The sequence below is a fragment of the Anditalea andensis genome, assembly GCF_000714815.1.
GTDB lineage: Bacteria > Bacteroidota > Bacteroidia > Cytophagales > Cyclobacteriaceae > Anditalea > Anditalea andensis.
On the sequence record NZ_JMIH01000016.1, the window covers coordinates 176,760 to 196,286 of the forward strand.

13 protein-coding genes are annotated in these 19,527 nt (G+C 40.1%); 3 read left to right on the forward strand and 10 right to left on the reverse strand.

Annotated elements, in window-relative coordinates; all coding sequences use genetic code 11:
* The first annotated feature begins 18 nt into the window (after window positions 1-18).
* The 3 genes from EL17_RS09145 to EL17_RS09155 are packed head-to-tail and all read left to right on the forward strand — an operon-like array spanning window position 19 to window position 5,185.
* The gene (locus EL17_RS09145) at window positions 19-2,436 is read left to right on the forward strand and encodes a TonB-dependent receptor (RefSeq protein WP_164675018.1); all 2,418 of its coding nucleotides are present in this window, start codon (window positions 19-21) and stop codon (window positions 2,434-2,436) included.
* A 53-nt stretch (window positions 2,437-2,489) separates the two neighbouring features.
* Entirely contained in the window at window positions 2,490-3,920 is a 1,431-nt protein-coding gene (locus EL17_RS09150; protein ID WP_035072882.1) for an ABC transporter permease, read from the forward strand.
* The gene (locus tag EL17_RS09155) at window positions 3,920-5,185 is read left to right on the forward strand and encodes a DUF3526 domain-containing protein (protein ID WP_035073432.1); all 1,266 of its coding nucleotides are present in this window, start codon (window positions 3,920-3,922) and stop codon (window positions 5,183-5,185) included. The genes EL17_RS09150 and EL17_RS09155 overlap by 1 nt, the downstream gene beginning before the upstream one ends.
* 399 nt (window positions 5,186-5,584) lie before the next feature.
* Here the strand turns inward: EL17_RS09155 and EL17_RS09160 are convergent, their stop codons facing one another.
* From EL17_RS09160 to EL17_RS09205, 10 genes are all read right to left on the reverse strand, one after another.
* On the reverse strand, window positions 5,585-6,595 hold the full coding sequence (locus EL17_RS09160) for a succinylglutamate desuccinylase/aspartoacylase family protein (RefSeq protein WP_051719899.1): 1,011 nt from the start codon (window positions 6,593-6,595) through the stop codon (window positions 5,585-5,587).
* 219 nt (window positions 6,596-6,814) lie between these two features.
* Window positions 6,815-7,711 carry a hypothetical protein gene (locus EL17_RS09165; RefSeq protein ID WP_035072885.1) on the reverse strand — a complete coding sequence of 299 codons (897 nt, stop codon included), beginning with the start codon at window positions 7,709-7,711 and terminating at the stop codon, window positions 6,815-6,817.
* A 191-nt stretch (window positions 7,712-7,902) separates the two neighbouring features.
* The gene (locus EL17_RS09170; RefSeq protein ID WP_035072887.1) at window positions 7,903-8,592 is read right to left on the reverse strand and encodes a glycosyltransferase family 2 protein; all 690 of its coding nucleotides are present in this window, start codon (window positions 8,590-8,592) and stop codon (window positions 7,903-7,905) included.
* A gap of 25 nt (window positions 8,593-8,617) precedes the next feature.
* A complete protein-coding gene (locus EL17_RS09175) occupies window positions 8,618-10,090 on the reverse strand; it encodes a glycosyltransferase (RefSeq protein WP_035072889.1) in 1,473 nt (490 codons plus the stop codon).
* A complete protein-coding gene (locus EL17_RS09180) occupies window positions 10,087-11,634 on the reverse strand; it encodes a 4Fe-4S binding protein (protein WP_035072892.1) in 1,548 nt (515 codons plus the stop codon). The genes EL17_RS09175 and EL17_RS09180 overlap by 4 nt, the downstream gene beginning before the upstream one ends.
* Window positions 11,635-11,640: 6 nt before the next feature.
* Window positions 11,641-13,002 carry an NAD(P)/FAD-dependent oxidoreductase gene (locus tag EL17_RS09185; protein ID WP_240485959.1) on the reverse strand — a complete coding sequence of 454 codons (1,362 nt, stop codon included), beginning with the start codon at window positions 13,000-13,002 and terminating at the stop codon, window positions 11,641-11,643.
* Window positions 13,003-13,019: 17 nt separating this feature from the next.
* A complete protein-coding gene (locus tag EL17_RS09190) occupies window positions 13,020-13,715 on the reverse strand; it encodes a glycosyltransferase (protein ID WP_035072895.1) in 696 nt (231 codons plus the stop codon).
* 3 nt (window positions 13,716-13,718) lie between these two features.
* Entirely contained in the window at window positions 13,719-14,486 is a 768-nt protein-coding gene (locus tag EL17_RS09195; RefSeq protein ID WP_035072897.1) for a DUF547 domain-containing protein, read from the reverse strand.
* A gap of 841 nt (window positions 14,487-15,327) precedes the next feature.
* Window positions 15,328-18,102: a M14 family metallopeptidase gene (locus EL17_RS09200; RefSeq protein ID WP_051719900.1), complete on the reverse strand. Its 2,775-nt coding sequence runs from the start codon at window positions 18,100-18,102 to the stop codon at window positions 15,328-15,330.
* A gap of 280 nt (window positions 18,103-18,382) precedes the next feature.
* Complete coding sequence (locus EL17_RS09205; protein WP_051719901.1) at window positions 18,383-19,516, reverse strand: AEC family transporter; 1,134 nt, start codon at window positions 19,514-19,516, stop codon at window positions 18,383-18,385.
* Between the last annotated feature and the right edge of the window lie 11 nt (window positions 19,517-19,527).

Here is a 19,527-nt window from a genome sequence, read left to right on the forward strand (position 1 = left end):
ATGAAAAAATTTCTATTCATGTTTTTATTATCTGCTCCCCTCTACCTACAGGGACAGCAGATCATATCAGGTAAAGTCTCAGACGCAGTTACCAAAGAATCGATCATCGGCGCTACCATACAGCTGCTTCATTCAGATAACGGCACTGTGACCGATACAGAAGGTCATTTTAATTTGGAGGGTCACGGCCCTATCCAAATTTCCTATATAGGATACAAAAAATTAATAGTTTATCCTGATGGTGATTTTTTGGAAATACTGCTTCATCCTGAAGTGACCCAGCTACAGACTGTAGAGATAACCGGGCGTGTTTCCAAATTGTATAACAGTGATTATAACTTCTCCGCTACGAAAATTGCTACCCGAAATTCAGAAATTCCCCAGAGCATTTCCACCGTTACCAAAGAACTGATTGCCGATAGACAGGCATTCAGGTTAGGCGAAGTATTGAAAAATGTAAGCGGTGTATCTACTGTAAGTTTTTATAATCACTATGCCATAAGGGGTGTAACTCAAAACGCAGTCAGTATAGAAAATCGTCTGGTCAATGGAATGAGGACTTCCCAGATTTACTTCAATCAGCCACTCAGCACCAATATTGAAAGAGTCGAAGTAATCAAGGGACCAGCATCTATGACATTTTCAAATACAGATGCTGGAGGCAGTATCAATATGGTAACTAAAAAGCCCCTGGTAGAAGCCCGTCAACAAGTAAGTTTGACCGCAGGAAGTTTTAATACCATGCGGGGAGCCATGGATTTCACAGGCCCTATTAATGAAGAGAAGACGCTCCTATACCGGTTAAATATAGGATATGAAGATGCTTTGAGTTATAGGGATTTACAATTTAAAAAAGCCATATTAGTAGCCCCTTCTTTTTCTTATGTGCCCAATGACAAAACAAGAATAAACCTGGAAATGACTTATAGTCAGGACAATTCCAGATTGGATAGGGGCCAGCCAATATTTGGGGCAACGGCCGGGGTTACCAACCTAAACAGTACACCATTAAGTTTTGCCATTGGTGCTTCCAATGACCATTACCACACACAGGAAACTTCTTTCATGCTGAATCTGGTACATGAATTTTCCAAAGAAGCATCCTTGAATGTTTCCTATATGAAACAGGGATGGAATGAAGACTTATCTGAGCACCGGACATCAAATATATTTGCAAGAGATTCCTCTGGAAACAGCATCCCTTCTCTGGTGGATATGCAGTTCTTTCAAAGACAGCAAAAGTGGTATACGAATAACGTGAATGCTTTTATCAATATTCAGAAAGAAGTTGGAAAGCTTAAGAACAATACGGTGGTGGGAACGGATTACATCCATTATCATGTAATTAGAGGTGCTGCTCAAAATATTGGCAGAGGATTTATTAATGCCGATGGTACAGGAGCCATCAATACATATGACCCATCAACCCCCCAATTATATCAATATGGGACTTTTGCAGGGGTCAGGGCTCCTATTCCAAATGTACCCTACTTTGATCTTCAAAATCCTGAATACCTGATAAAAAACATGAGTGATTATTTTCTGGAAAGGTCAGATTTTGCTCCTACGGCTTATTTTAGCAATGGGTTTTATGTGATGAATGAAAGTCGTATAGACAAGTTCATCCTAAACTTAGGATTGAGGCAGGAATATTATACGGATTTAATAAACTACCGGTTGTCCAACGAAGATAAAGTTACCCAAAAGGCATTGCTGCCACGCATAGGCCTTACGTATCTGGCAAGTAATAACATCAATGCATATGGGGTATATACGGAGAGTTATCTGCCCCAGTCTACAGCTAGCCTTGTTAACCCCCAAGCAGGGGGCCCTTTTGATCCTTTGATGAGCAATATGATTGAATTTGGGACCAAAACAACATGGTTTGGTGGCGCATTACAAGGGAATTTAGCTGTTTTTGAAATCAATCAGCAAAACATTTTGATCAGTGCCAACGATCCAGGCAATGTAAACCTACTCCGACAGCGGGGAAGAGAACGCTATAAGGGTGCGGAAACAGAAATCATCGGTAACATCCTACCCAATCTTCAGGTAAATGTGGCATATGCCTATATAGATGCCAGGATTATTGAAGATGTGGACGCTTTAATGGGATTGAGAAAAGAAAATACACCTACCAACAATTTCAGTTTATGGGGTAGATATGATTTTGTTCATCCTTCTGTCCAAGGTCTGGGATTTGGGTTTGGAGCTAATCATGTAGGAGAAAAAATCCCTTGGTTTACACGAGATTTCACGATCCCCGCATACACTGTTGCAGATGCAGCTATCTATTATAGCGTGAAAAACATGCAGATGGCACTCAATGTAAACAACATCTTTGATAAAGAATACTGGTTGGGAGCTATTAACTATACCAGATTATATCCTGCTGCGCCGCGAAACGCCATGCTGAACGTAACTTACAACTTCTAATATGTATGAAAGGGACTGCACTATAGGTCTCTCCCTTCCTTGAAAAATATCTTATGGAAAAAATATTGATTATCGCTAAAAACGAATGGAAAATATTGGCAAGAAATAAAATTGCTGTGTTCCTGATCATGGTCTTTTCAGGAATATTACTATTAGCCGCTTATGTAGGTTTAGATCTGACCAGTAAGCAAAACGAAGTACGTCAGAAATATCAGCTTGAAGTCCAAGACCAATGGATGTCACAACCCGACCGACATCCCCACCGGGTAGCCCATTATGGATATTTGGCTTTTAGAGAAAAATCAGCATTGAGCTTTTTTGATTTTGGTATTGAAAGCTTTGTTGGCAATTCAGTGTTTTTGGAAGCACACCGTCAAAACACTGTCAACCTTAGTGAAGCAGGTTTTTCTAATGGTATGCTACGGTTTGGTGAACTGAGTATGGCAATGGTATTGCAGTTATTGACACCACTTTTTATATTTTTCATAGGTTTCAGTACCGTGGCCAGCCTTAGGGAAAACGGAATACTAAAAATAATGCTCACCCAAGGCATATCTATGAAGACTATCGTCTGGGGTAAAATCGTGGGGGTTTTCTCTTTCACAGCAGCTGTGTTTCTGCCTTTAATTTTAATTGGATTTATAGGCGAACTGTTATGGAATTCCCAATCAGTATCTACAGATATCTTTATCAGAGGTGGAACAATCCTTTTGCTGTATGCTGTTTATTTTGGCATCTGCTCAAGTACGGCTGTACTGGTTTCCGCCCATTCCAAAAAAGCAGGACATGCATTGATAAGCTTGATTCTCATATGGATGTTCAGTGCGGTCATCATGCCTAAAATGGCCCAAACCATAGGAACTAAACTTTATCCTTCTATTTCCAAATTGGAATTTGAAAGGGAAATAGAGGCTGACCTTAGCCAAGAAGGAGATTCGCATAATCCAGATGACCCACATTATGCAGCCTTCAAAGCAGCTACCCTCGCAGAATATGGCGTAGATTCGGTACACAAACTCCCCTTTAATTACTCAGGGTATGTCATGGCGGAAGGGGAAAGAATTTCTGCATCCCTATTCAACAGGCACTTTGACAGACTTATCCATACCTATCAAAATCAGAACAGCTTTGCCGAAATATTGAGCTTTATTAACCCTTATCTGATGATACGAAACGCTTCCATTCTGGTAGCAGGTACGGACCTGGAACATTATGTCGATTTCCAGAAACAAGCTGAAGCATACCGGTATCAGCAGACTCAGTGGCTAAACCATATACATACATATGAAATAAAAGCCCAAAACGATAAAGCCCAACGGGTCCAAAATGACCTTTTTAAAGAATATGATACCTTTAGCTATCAATCCAGGTCTATATCATGGGCAGCTGAAAACAAGGCCTTAACAGTAGCATCTTTGATATTCTGGATATCACTTTTATTGGGTACTACTTCATTTCTCGCTAATAAATCCTCTGCTATATAATGACCCCATTCAAAAAAACATTCACTCTAGAAGGCAAACAATTTGTACGCAGTCGCATTACTTGGCTGGGTTTTGCCATAGTTTTTATCATAGGTGTTTATGCTATATTTCATGGAAAAATACTGATAGCTGAGCAACAAAAAGTAATCAATCAGGTAGATGCTGTCCAGGAGGATCAACTCCGTACCCACATTATACACAATGCTGACCAAGAAGTGGGGGCACTTTTATATTATCAGTTTTTCTACACCAAAAACGAACCTTCTAAGTGGGCTGCATTCTCTGTGGGGCAGCGTGATATCAATGCCTATACACTTAAGGTCAGAATGCTGGCCGTAGAAGGTCAGCTGTATGATACGGAACTTTCTAATCCTAACACCCTTCTTTCAGGTAATCTCGATTTGAGTTTTGTTATTATATTTTTATTTCCACTGCTTATTATTTCACTTTGCTTTAATATCCTTTCCGGAGAGCAGGAGTCGGGTATCTGGGCACTGGTAGCCTCTCAACCGGTATCTGAAATGAAGGTTTTGTTAATGAAGTTTCTTGTCAGATTCCTGCCCATATTTATATTGATGGGGTTATTGTTGACCCTATCCGTTTTAATTTTAAATCTACCAATTGATCAACCTTTATTTTTGATATTTACCCTGTCCACTGCCTATATAATTTTCTGGTTTCTGGTCGTATATATCATCGTTTTATTTAGGCAGCATTCAAATTTTAATGCAGTCACATTGCTGAGTGTGTGGCTGCTTTTAGTGGTATTAATTCCTGCTTTTGCCAATGTCCTGGTGTCAAGTCTTGTCCCTATTCCAGAGGCATTGGCCACTGCGGTAGTTCAGCGTGAAGCGTATCATGAAAAATGGGATATGCCAAAAAATATTGTTATGGACCCCTTTTTTACTTCCTATCCGCAATACAGCCACTATCCTATTCCCGAAGACAGATTTTCCTATGGGTGGTATTATGCCATGATGTTTGCAGCAGATAAGGAAGCAAATAATAGTAGTGCTGTCTTATTTGACAAGCTGGCCAAACGACAGGAACTGGGTATTAAGATCGGCTTTTTTGTTCCCAGTTTATTTCTTCAGAACCAGTTTAATAGGATAGCCAAAACGGATCTGGAAGACCATGTAAATTACCTTAGATCAGTAAAAGCATATCACCGGGAAATCTCGGAGTTTTTCTATCCGTATGTCTTTGAGGCGGTCCTACCTGCTGAATTAGACTGGGATCTGGTGCCAAAATATTCTAGAAATTAGGAGCTAACAGATTATAGATTTGCCTGGAGTTAGTTAAGAAGTCAAGTAAATAATACAAGTGAAACATACGTTTTTAAAAGAGGCTGTCTCATAACTATGGACAGCCTCTGTTGTATTTGGGTCGGTATCTGAGTCAATTTTTATTCAGCCAAATCTGAGGTTCTTGAATTGGATTATAAGACAGCGTCGTCTATTTCTTAATCTTCATTTCACTACTGATGCCTACTATCTATCCTATCTGTTAGATTTGGCAAAATCTGTGGTTAACCTTTCGCAATTCGGAAAAGATGTATGGAGCATATACTTCTGTATATTCCTGGTTAAAAGAAACAGTACTATATAAATAAAGAATTATTGATCATCCTCTTTGGACTTTCTCCTTCCTCCAGTCTACTTTACTTACTCTATATGTCCAATGTTAAATAATCCATTCCCTTTTGCCACAGGTGGATTGAAGGTCATGTATAGAATAAGTCCATCCACAGGGCAGTGGACATCGGTTAAGTGATTTCCAAAAAAGTCAGTAATATACCCTAGCTTCATACCTTTCTTTACATAATCCCCACTCGTCAGTGTACTGTAGAAAAATCCATCATGATCACTGCTGACAGAGGTACGATTGGCTACCAGTACCGGATTTTCCACGTAGGTTGCTGGACCATCCAGAATTTTTAGATGCCGGAGAAGGTTCATTAAGGCATTTTCGGCCTGTATCACGTATTTTTCTTCTACCATTCCCTTTCTCCCACATTCAATATCTACAGCAGGTATATTGCGTTTGGTAGCTTCTCTTGAGCAATAAATGGCTTCTTCCTGAAGGCTTTCTTCGTTACCAAACTGCACTATGTAGTCGAAACCTAACGCTAAAGCCATTTCCTTTGCTTTGGCAGATGTTTCTGGTAGATCAAAATAATTATAATATCCGGAATAAGGCCTTAAATCATTATTCGCATCTCCTGCATGCACATCTATAAAATTATCGCATTTCGCTATAATTTCATTGGAAATGACCCAGGCTATCTTTTCAGTTATGGTGCCGTCCTCCTTACCGGGAAATACGCGGTTTAGGTTTTTACCATCCATAGGATTTACCCTAAGGCTGCGCTGCAAAAAAGAAGGAACGTTAGCTAAATGAACGAGAATGACAGTTCCTTTCATTTGTATAGGATCCAGCTTTTTTGAAAGATTTTGGGCCGCCATGATAGGTACATATTCCAAGCCATGTACTCCTGCTGTAATACCTAGCACAGCCCCCTTGTCTATGCCATTAAATACAGTAATGGGAATGACGGTACTATCATTTCCGCTTTTTATAGGCAGCAGTAGCTCCATCTTCTCCCCTGCTTTTATTTCATTTCCTACAAAATGAAAGGAATCATTCTGTGCATTCACCACATGATAAAAAGACATTAAAAGCAAACATAAAGAAGAAATCTTTGAATATAAGGTCATTACAATTTAAGTATAGTAAGTATAAATAAAACAGCGGCTAGTAATGCGCAACTAAATTGCAATTTGGCAAAAAGCTTTGATTTTTCAGCCTTATTTGACATTTAATATAAATACGTACATAATGTTCTTCCTGATAATTTATCATATATGATATCATTCCCTTCAAAATCTGCATGGTTACTGTAACTGAAGTTCTCTTCTAAGGTATTCATCTTCCAGACTGTTCCTGGTCCAATAGTCAATGACCTTTACAGCTTTTCTTTCAGCTCTGCTCACCTCTTGCTGTCCGTTCGACATTATTTCTATTTCTTCCCAAGCCATGATCTCGTGGGGAAATTCCTTTCTGAAATCTATTTTCAGCGTTCTCTTACCCGAGCCATAAGTAAGTTCCAACTGCCTCCTTTGCGGGGTGATATCCTGGATACGGATAAAAGCCTCTTCCGAAGTCAATTGCTGATGGGTAAAACGCTGATACATCATCGATGGAAAAACATTGATTCCACCTATAGGGATCTGGTCCGGATCTATACGTATGAGGTTCCATAGATCATCTTCAGCCAACCCAGATATGGCAAAGCTTTCATCACCTTCCTGTTCAAAATAAGAATGGAGCTGTCCCGTATAGCTATTTCCAGAGCTAAGATTCAGTTGTATGAAAGACTGGCCGCACCACTCCTGAACACTAGAGGTAATTTTAACGGCCTGCGACAGTTCCCTCACGGGAGTAAATACGGAAGTCATCATGCTATATGGATATATACCGGTGATGAAATTACGGGTCTGGTTAAGTTTCAAAACCGTCTGCGCATCCCTTCCAGCACCCCGAGGATCATCTAATTTTACCTGATTATTTCTAGAAAAATCTTCCGTAACGTATACTAGTACGGCAGTCCCCTCCCGAGCTTCACCATACCGGTATTGCATAAGGTCAAAACTGCTTATCTCAGCATTTCCCTGAAACCAATAACTTCCCCACCTCTCAAAATCAATATTCTCCCGCTGCTCCGGCCTTCCGCAGGAAATCATTAGGAGAATAGCCCACATCATTAAAATTTGATGGTATATTCTTTTCATATAGTAGATGTTTAACTTTAAGTAAAGTCTGTAATATATTTATAAATCAATTTAATACTCTTAACATCCGGTTTAGTTTCAAATAAGATAACTCGATTTTTCCTGATACATAGGCATCCTACTTATACTATGCGATATTATTTTAACCGTACACAGGTCATCGACCTACACTCTACCTAACCCTACATCCCTCATCTGTACCTCCATATCGTCCAAAGAATCTTATACCCTGCGCCAAATACCCCTTTGACCGTCCCACTGATTTTGGATATCCCTATTCTCTGGCGGTAATCTACCGGAACCTCGGTGGTTTTGAACCCCAACTTGGCAGCTTTGATCTGCATTTCTATGGTCCAGCCAAATGTCTCATCTTCCATACAGAGCTGTTGTAATCTATCCCACTTAATTGCCCGGAAAGGTCCCAGATCACTGTAGTTTGTTTTATAAATCCATTTCATCAGAGTAGTTGATAGCCAGTTGCCAAACAGCTGGGGAAGGGTCATCGATCCACTTTCACGCTTCCCTTTGGCCCTTGAACCTATCACCAGATCATAGTCATCTTCTATGATCGGCCTGATCAAATCCTTCAGCTGGGCGGGATAGTCACTATAATCAGCATCCAAAAACACCAGTATGTCAGGTGCTGTATTAAATGTAGCAATATGGGCTATACCGCTAAGACAAGCCTTTCCATACCCTCGTTGAGGTTCGTCTATTACCATTGCTCCGGCCTGCTGTGCATACGTTTTAGTATCATCATTTGAATTGTTATTGACAACCAGTATATGCCGCACCACGTCAGGAATCTCCATAATTACTTGCTGCACACTGTTTTGTTCATTATAAGCCGGCATCAAGATATCTATAATTGGATTTTTCATAAGGGTGCCTTTGGCAAATAAATTTTTATATGGAACCGGTTCTATATGATCTCAAGGAAGTGATGGCTACAGTCCCATAACCTATCGCTAACATAAGATGAAAAATGATCATCTCATAAGTAGCTGTATAGATAGACAATATCACCATACAACTAAATATTATCATAAGTAAACCTTCTCCATAGGTGGTAAGGGGGATATTTATTTGATGGTAAACATTTTTTTGCCAGCTGTTCTTACCCTGTTTCAGATTGTACTTCGGCGTACGGATAAAGGGGGACTTTCTTCCTGTCAGTCCTTCCCATACTGCCTGGGAATTGTGCAGAGAAAGGCCCATGGATACAGAAAGGAAAAGCGGCAGTTCATACAGGAACTGTAGAGTACCTTTAAACCTAAATTTCAAAAGGCTAAGATTGGCAAAGAAGTAAACAAGGGCAATGACGATAAAACTTAATAGAAATACTGCAGCCGCCTGAAAATAATACTCGGGTATCCAGTTATCATAAAACGCCCACCATATCGGAATGCTGCTGATACTCGCCACCAGTACCGCTATAAATATAAAACTGTTCAGCAAATGGGCGGTAGCATGGTATTTAGTTTTCCATGGCAATGGAAGTGTAAAAACCGATTTAAGGTGTTTAACAGCACACTCTGCCCCCCCTTTGGTCCATCGAAACTGCTGTGACTTGATGGCAGACATCACCGGCGGGAGTTCTGCAGGCGAAGCTATATCAGGACGGTATATGAATTCCCAGCCTTTTTTCTGGGCCCTATAGCTTAGGTCAAGATCCTCCGTAAGCGTATCATCTTCCCAGTTGCCGGCATCAAGTATGCATGCTTTTCTCCATATACCACCGGTCCCGTTAAAATTAATAAAAGCTTTTTGACAGTTTCGGCCCAACTGTTCCACCATGAAATGGGCGTCCAGTGCAAAAGCCTGAAGCCTGGTCAATATGGAATAGTCTTCATTAAGGTGGGTCCATCGGGACTGTACCATTCCAACCTTGGGATCCTTAAAAAAACCAACGGTCTTGATAAGAAAATCAGGGTCAGGTACAAAGTCTGCGTCGAAAATAGCTATAAGTTCCCCTTTAGCAGAGCCTAAAGCATTTTTTAACGCACCTGCCTTAAACCCTTTTCTATCATCCCTTTGTATATGTACAATATCAAATTGAGGATATAGCCGGATACAGGATTGAACCATCTGTACTGTTTCGTCGGTACTGTCATCCAATAGCTGGATTTCAAGCTTGGCAGCAGGGTAACGGATAGCCGCAGCTGCATGGATCAGCCGATCCACTACATATTTTTCATTGAAGAGAGGCAGCTGAACCGTCACGTAAGGCAACGCTTCGATATCTGCTATTACTATTGGGCTAAGGTTTTTTTTCTTTTTTAAAAAAATGAAAAGTAGGTGGGCCTGTGCCAGGCTGTAAAAAAATACAAACAGCATCGCCATTACATATACGGCTATAAAAGGATATATTAATATCATTGATTTTTGATCGTAACGGATTTATTGCCTATGATGATCGGCATGTCGGATATCCTACCTTCTTCGTTGCCGTTTTCCAACTTAAGTACTCCACGAGGACATACAGAAGAACATACTCCGCAGCCTACACAGGAGGCCCTCACTATATTCTGTCCCCGCTGGGCATACCAGCGTACATCTATGCCCATTTCACAATAAGTGGAACAATTGCCACAAGATATACATTGTCCGCCGTTTGTGGTAATTCTGAAGCGACTTTTAAATCTTTGAACAATGCCCAAGTAAGCAGCCAGAGGGCAGCCATATCGGCACCATACCCTATTTCCCATAAATGGATAAAAACCCACTCCTACCACCCCGGCAAATGCAGCCCCTATAAGAAAACCGTACCACTCATGCAGCATGTCAGTGCTATGGCCTAGCCATTCATATCCTGTGAAATAATTCACTATGGTAAAAGCTGTCATCACCACCGCAAAAACCAATACACTGTGCACCATCCATCGTTCTATTTTCCAGGATTTAACAGACTTATCAGAAAGGTGACGGTAAGGATCACCTGCTGTCTCTGCCAGCCCCCCACAGCCACATACCCAGCTGCAGTACCAGCGCTTGCCATAAAAATAAGTCATCAGCGGCACCCCTATCACTATCAGCAGTATTCCTGAGATCAGCATCAGCATACCGATGGCGCCACTGCTGAGCATATCGTCTATTCTATAGTCAAAAAAGAAGGTGTAATCCAACGGCCAGATATTGATGAAATTATGGTAAGGCTGATTGAATAGCATTAAAATCTCAGGTAATAAAAATGCAAAGCTTAACTGAAAAAACATCACAGAGGCCGTTCTAAGCATCTGGTATCTGTTACCCCAATATTTACGGAACATGCGGATGCCCATCACCAGAATAGCAAGGGTATAAATGACCCCGTACATAAACCACTGACTTGCAGGGCCTCCGGATATCTTCCTACTGATAGGGTCTGTTATCAGTACCCAATTGACGATATAGGCCGGATACCAATAAAGTAATATATATATGAGTATTAGATAGATTCCTACTGTAATGCCTATGATACCCCTTCTTTTGTTGGAAGATAACATCAAACCATTGTGCTTTATTCCCTTTGGTTCACCTCGGTAAAGTGGCAGGATATAGATCAAAGCACCGAAAGACCCCATGAATAAGGTCATGAATAAAAGAACCAAGCGGTTATTAGCTACAAAGCCATCGCTAGATACCCTTGCCGCTGCCAATGTATAATCATCCCATATTACCCTGTCCCAATTCTGCTCATCCTTTTGTAGGTCATTATACCCATCCAAGTAATTGTTAAAGTTGTATACAAAGGCAAAGCTGTTCGTATACTTTACTCCGAACATAGGCCGTAACTCCTTTCTAAGCACTTCCAAGTGTTCATCCTTGGCAATCTCTTCCAGTCGCTCTTCAGTAAGCTGGAACGTACCCAGACAAAGGATAACATTGAAGATGAGTAAGGCTAAAAAAAACAGTGAAAGTCCGAGTTTTTGTATATTTTTCATTTCTGATTATAATCCGAACAGGGCAAGCAGCCCTTTCCTTTTCTTTTTAATTGGGTACAGTTTAATCCCTGTTTGGGATTCAAAGGCATGGAGGATATGCTGATGATGATCTTCAGCAAATTCCTGGTCAAAGCTAGCTTCATGTAACGATGAAATGACTTCTTCTATAGTTCCACCTCTCTTCAGCAAGACATCGAAGTATTCGTGACGTAACCTGAACCCCATACTGTTTACTCCTTTTAACTGTCTGCTATTACCGTCATATAAAGCCCGAAAGCAAATTTTTCCCTCAGGATGTTCCCAATAAAAAGAATCTAAAGGATGCTTCCATACACAGGGTACCACACCATAGGTCTGGTATTCAATATCCAAAAACTTGGCCGAATTGAACCATGGACCGGGTTGGTATGGCACAGGCTTGTGGGTCAGATTATAGGCTAGGGTTTCTCCATGCATCCTTCCGGTATACCAGACCTGTTCTACCTTTGGGCGGCTTGGCGGTGGATTTCTATACTGTACGCAATCCCCAATAGCATATACCCCTTCGATATTGGTAGCAAAATATTCATCTACCAAGATACCTCTATCCACTTCTATGGGTGTATCTTGGATCAGGGATATATTAGGACTCACGCCCACTCCGAGTCCTACAAACTGACAGGGAATTACTTCCCCTGATTGAGTGATAACCGCTTTAACTTTACCGTTTCCGTCATCTATGATTTTATCCAGTACAGTTTCCAGTCGAAGATCTATATGATGTTCTCTAATGTGCCTTCCCACCAGTCTGGCTTCATCCTCTGGAAGGATGTTGTTCCAGAATTCCTTTTCCCGTACCAAAAAGGTAACCGGTATATGACGACTTCGTAGCATTTCTGCCATCTCAATCCCGATCAGTCCGCCCCCTACGATTACCGCTCTTTGACAGTTCCTGGTATTGGCTTCCATATCCTCAAGATCCTGATAATTATACAATCCCTGTACCCCCTTAAGATCCTTCCCTTCCCATCCAAATGTATTATACTTTGAACCCAAAGCCAATACAAGCAGGTCGTATTCGATGGGTGGTGATTGCTCTAGATTTAACTTCTTATTGTCAATATCTATTTCCGTCACCCAATCATGCACCAGGTTTAACCGGTTTTTTCCCCAAAAATGATCTTCATAAGGTTTGGTATGGTGGTACTTCATATGACCCATATAGATATACATGAGCGCAGTCCTGCTATAGAAATGTTCTGTTTCCCCGGATATGATCGTAATCCGGATATCGCTGTCCTGCTTTCTGATATGACGGGCACAGGTGATTCCTGATATCCCGTTACCTATGATTACAATATGCTTTTGATTTTGATTAATTTGGGCCACTGTATTGATCGCTATACTTATTTTTCTCTGCTTAAAGCAGCATAATAATACGCCTTTATTATTTCAGAAGCTATTCCCTTCTTATACATTTGAAATACCCTGTAGTTCGTGTAATTTACCAGAAAATAATTGTTACATCTATATTTTCTGGAAGAAACTATCACCTCTTTTGGGATAATATAATATCCATATTTCTTTTTTAGTCTATGTACAAATTCAAAATCTTCCATGATACAGAAATTATTGTCATAACCGCCATGTTCTGAAAACACTTTTTTGGGAATGTAAAGGGTCTGATCTCCTCCTCCGCTATAAAAAGTTTGAAACCTGGACATATAGGCATTGAGGTTTAGCAAAATAGCATTTGGATCGAATTTCAACCTATACCCACCCATTAAGTACCCCTTGTCGATAGCCAGATTGATATCCTCGACTAAACTGAGCGGGGGAAGTGCATCTGCATGGACAAAATATAAAATCTCCCCCCTGGCTTCGGCAGCACCTAGGTTCATCTGAAGGGCCCGGCTTGCTTTATGGGAATTTAATACCTTTAATTTTAAAGCTGCCTTTTGTGAAAAATCAAATGACTCATCCGCTTGGACCACTATGATATCAAGGTGCTCATTGTAAGCAGCATTTCTGAGATGCATCAGCAATTTTATCAGAGCCTCTTTATCCCGATAGACAGGAATGATCAAACTTATTTCACGCATAGGCTATTCATTCAGATCCCAGTTATACTTCATATGGGTTACCTTTGCATTTGGATGGATCCGGTTTTTGGCATATTTGTTCAAATAGTCAATAAGGCTGCTTTGGGTGGTAAAATCTGCTTTAAACCAACTGAAAATGGGGGATATTTCAATCCTATCTGTACCCAGTTTATTATATCTGGTATGGTTGATAAATATCCGTGCCTGCTCATCCAGTTGCCGTTCCAGTATAGCTGCTTCATAAGCTTCGTTTCTCAAAGGAGGACATGAAACCGAAGCACAGTTGATAGCAAAATGAATCCTGGGCTCATCAAATTCCTTTCTGAGAATTTTATGCTCTATCTCATCCAGACTGGCATCCTCCCCACCTATTTGAAAGAACTTCCTATGCCAGACGGTATTGATCAATGGTATTTTAAAGGTTGGATGAAGATCTTGAATACTTTTTACAGGGTAGTGATCTATTATCAGTTTTACGGTAAAGGCATTATAGGCATTGATCCAATAGGCCAGTTGTTCCTGCTCCGACCAGGTGTTTTTATCCGGTGGGGAACTGCTGAGAGTGTAAAGATAGCGTTCAAGTTTAGGCTTATCTTTTATAAGACCTTTGTAATTCACTTTCCCCTGCTCCGTCACATAAAGGCTAAGTAGTTCATTCCAAAGCTGATGGGAAGGGGGTGAAGCACCATCTGCTCCCAAGGTGGAGCTATGGCAACCCGAAGTGATGCCAATCAATAAAGTGATTGAAATTATTTTGAGAAGGTAAGTCATTGGAGGAAAGAATAATGTTCTTTTTCTATAGGTAATTTAATAAAACAATTTTACTTATAATTTTAATCTCCCCAGTATATAAGATTAATAATTTTAAGCAGATTCGAGAAATGAATAGTACTAGGTAAAGGTCTTTAATAAATTGGATTTTAATTTGAAAGACATGATTTGTAAGTGAATTTTTACATATTTTACCATTTATAATCCACTAGTTTCATCAAGGAGTCTTTGTGCTGTACATCATTAATTACATACTCCACCTTCTTGGTTTTAACTGATAGATTGAAAAGTTGGGCATAGCATGATTTTTAACTATAGTAATTTACTATATAATGCCAATCCTAATGATAAGAATAGTAGTAGAAGTTCAATGCTATTTAAAAAGACTAATCCTTTTCTACAGGTATTCCCCTCTTTCAAGATTTTAACATTATATATCCATATTACCGGTTGATCCTTTCTGAAAGATACCGAAAAAAAATTATGACGAGTTACTCAAAAATTGAGCTTATTTTAAAAATAAAACCCAGATTCATACCACTTAATATTTTGAAAATCATATATATACATGATTATAAGAAAAAAACCAATGTATTAAAGGCAAGTAACAGCTAAGTAATAGCCATATAAGTAGCTAGGTATAGGCAGCCAAAACTTAGATAAAAGCTATATGTACGTTATAAAAGCTTTAGGCCTACCACTCTAGTACTAGATAAATCTGAAGCATATGTTTTCCCCAGTTTATTTACCGAATGTACCTACGTTGGTAATCAGTGAGGAATTTTTTACACAAAGGTATAGGCGCATAATATACGCCTATATTATTCTTTGAATAAGGTATTCATTCAGACCTATGAACAGTCTCTATATTCATCTTATCTGAAGCTTTCAGCAGATGATTGAACAGCATCTTAAATGTACCAAAGGACTGAGCCCGGAAGGTGATTTCAGGACCATAAGCTATGAAGGTCCCTTTTCCAACAGGTACCTGAAAAGCCAAAACCCCATCTTCCAAATAAGATTGCCCATATGCCCAACCGCTCCTTAGAGGATCGGGCCGGTCAAACCATGCCAGCGGCTCTATGCCGGCATTTCCGGCCTCCGGCTTTAATTTGAACACATTGCTGTTATTGAACATGACATCTGCGTATTGCTCCATACCATAATTGGATGGATGTTCATGATTGATCCTCGCGATCAGTATACTTCCAGGGATATAATATTTTTCTCCTGGAAGCTGTTTTTCTTTACCATCTTTATCAATTTCAGTAAGGGCATTTTTAATAGGCAGGTCCAGATGATATGCTAAATGGGTGCTGCTGCCGACTGTCACTATGTTCCCTCCATTTTCCAAGAACTTTACCAGTTCAGGAAGTGATTTGTCGGAAGAGATATTACCCAGCATGCTGTGGAATTCTTTAGGTATATTTTCTGCTTCCGGCTGTCTGCCCCCCGAATCATCAGAACTGCTAAGGGTGCGGGGTATACCTCCACTGATAAACAGTATTACATCATACTTGCTATTAAGATTGCCCCTGTCTATATCCTGCGGAAATATTACTTCATAGTCAAATTGATATTTTTCCATAATCCACCTCACCCAGCCCGATGGCATGGATCCACCATAATAATCGTACAGCGCTATACGAGAAGACTTTACCTCAGTCGCTGTCATAGGAATACCAGTATTGACGGGAATCAGTTTTATTCCCGATTCCTTTGCTGCATCTTCTAATATATCCTTGTAATCTCCAGATACATAAAATGACCCAATGGCCGCCCCATCTATCATTTGGTCCACACGGTAAACTTGGGCACCATTTTTCAATAATCTATTTACTACCATAAAGGCATTATTGGCACCTCCATCTAAAAGGAAACCTTGGGATTCATTTACTTGGGGAGTATGTGGCTTTTGAACCGCTCCGTATGGCAGTTCCTGAAACGGACCCTCAAAACCGTCAAGTATCCTGTCGAACACTATCCCCATCTGAAAAGCCAAAGTCCAACCAGCCGCATCATAAGGCCTGATAGGAGGGCCTCCAGGGTATTGAAAATCATTGGGGTGATCCTGTGGCTCAAACATATCTAATATATGAGGCTTAAAGGCCTGTGCTGTTTTTATTATATAGGAACCTATGGGATAATTTTTACCGCCAACCGTAAAGTCAGAAGTGGCCTGATGAATCTGTATCCCGGATTTGATCAAAGCATTGACAAAATCAACTGCGGTAGGAAAATCACTTTGGTCTGCCGGAATGATAAAACCTCTCGGATCCCTTAAGTCCTTATCTTTAAATACAGCTTCATAATAAGAATTGGGAACTCCTCCCCTCCTATTATACGGTAAATCATCGTCCTGATTTACTTTCCCCTCTTTTCTGTCAGCTGCATATTGTTTTTCGATGCGCTCTACGTAATTTGGCAAAGGACTCCAAGTGTCTTGATTGCCTTTTTCTATTGCATTTCTACCCATCTTATAGATATTAAAAAGCAGGTTATGGGCATTTGACCTTGCATAATTCAGTACGGCATAATTTAAGGAAACCGAGTAATCAATAGACTGCCTGAAGCTCCAGGGCTGAGGCTGAACTGGAAAAGGTGTATTATTATTAGCCAATAGCCGGCTTGGCACAAAGGGTATGGCAGAAGGAGTAGGGTTACCGGTGATTTCCGTCAATATACCAATCATGTTATGGAAATAAGGAGTAGTCCTTAAGCCTCCGTTCCACCAGGTAGAATAGGGAGAACCGCCCAACCGTGTGTAACCTGGTTTACCTTCCGCATATAGTCCATTGATCATGGCTGCCCCAACGCCATCTATGCCAGTGATCAGCATGGGGTCCAGGGCATGGTTGAATGGGTCACGATAGGGAGGACCGGCCACTACTGTACCAGCAGGGCTGGTCTGGTGGTGATTATAAATGATCTGTGGCATCCACTCTATATATTGCTGTCGCGAAATATTGGTCGATTCCTTCAGGTTGTTCATAAAAAAATCTCTGTTATTATCATGGCCTGCATATTTTTGATAAAGTGCCGGAATGCTCATATCCCGCTTTTTTAGATCATTAGGCCGCATATACCAGTTGGAAATCATTTCATGCCCATCAGGATTGGCATGAGCTAAGAGGATGATGACATCGTCAAGAATCTTAAGCGTCTCTTCATCATTTCTGGTCACCAACTGGTAATAGGTTTCTATCAACTGGTGGGTGCCCACCGTTTCGTTAGCGTGCAGCCCCCCATCAATCCATATAATCGGTTTGGCTTCTGAAATCATGATTTTAGCTTGCTCCATCGATATTTCTGCTCTTGCCAGTTTCTGGGAAAGTTCCTTAAATCTATCGAGGTTTTTATGGTTTTCCGGGGAAGTAATGATCATCATGGGCTGATGTCTTCCCTCTTCTGTAAGCCCTATATCCACCCACTCCACGCGTTCAGATAATGCCAGTGTTTTAAAATAGGCTTCGGCCTGGGTGAAATTGACCAAAGTATAATCAGTCCCTATATCACTGCCAAAAAACGTTTTGGGGGAAGGCAGTTCCTGGCCCATAGCCGAAGTACTTAGAAAAACATATAGCACCAGAAACTTTAGCTTGTTATAAAACATCATTGATTAGCTTTAGGGGTAAAAGAAATATATGGACTTCCTAATGTTATTATTGATAATGCGTTTTTAATTTAGAGGATTTTATATAAAACCTTAGTAGATATTATGTAGGCGGTGCATGGTTTATAACAGCAGAACATAAAAATACAAAATCAACCTGATACTTATATATGTATAAAAAAAATGTTACCCCAAGGTTTTACTTGGGATAACATTTCTCAAAAAAATCAATTTAATCATCTTATATAAAAAAGGGATCGTCAGTAATAGGTGTAAGTATATTCTATTCCTCCATAGACTGCTTTGATGTTTTTAATATGGAATCCCATCTGGTATCCGCATTTCTAGCCCAAGTGAGTATTTTCGGAACTAAAGCCACTCCCAGTAAAATAGTACCTACCAAGAGTATGTGAAAAGGATTCATGAAATAAGACCCGGAAGTAAAGATACCCAATATAAGCAAAGTGCTAAAAGGAAGGGATAAAGCCAACACATTGATACCAAGTTCAAGATCAAAGGTCATGTTCTTTTTCAAACTATCCTTTTCAAGCTCCATAGCCCTTATAGCTGACATATGGGCAAATGGCCAAAAACTGCAGGCGCTCTGAGGAAATACCACAGCCAACATAACAGCCGCTTCAGACGGCAAAGGGACAAGAAGTACAAAGATACCGCTCAATAGGAAGGTAATACCCGATCTGAAAATGAGTAAAGATGTAATCATCTTTAACTGATCCCATTTAAATATTACCGCTACCCCTATAAACAACAAAACCAACGGGGTCATCATGTTTTTTAACATGATAATGGATTCACTCAGGAATAAGGGCATGGTCTCTAATCTTATTCCAAATGACAACAGCACAATGGCTACCAACATCACCATATTGATAGGTTCCTTTACCATTGCCATCACTAACTCTTTTATTCTCTGTCCATTTGAGATAGCTGTGAGATGATGTGATTTGTAAAACCAGTGCATTGCCAAAAGGTAAGATATCAATAGGACAAATAACTTATTGCCTATATCTGCCAAAGCTCCCCAGGCCAATACTTCATCCCCTAAGTATTCCACTAAAAAAGGAAAACAGGATAACCCTGGAGCCAGTGATGGTAGTAATAACATCAAGGTTCTCATGGAAGGAGTATTCGCTTCTATCCCAAGAACCGGAAGAACATACCTGATCCCTAATATCATGATAACATTAAAGACTAAAGCTAGAATAGGAAGCATCAATAGGTCAGGATTAATCTCTATTTTAAGCAATGCTACAAATATCATCGCAGGCAGCGCTATATCCAATATAATAGTCTTTAAGCCTTTTTTATGATCTTCTTTTATTAATTTTTGCTTTAATAGAAACCCTATTACTATTAGGAGCAATAAGGAAAGCGTTTTTTGTAGAGCTATACTCATATGTGATCTAT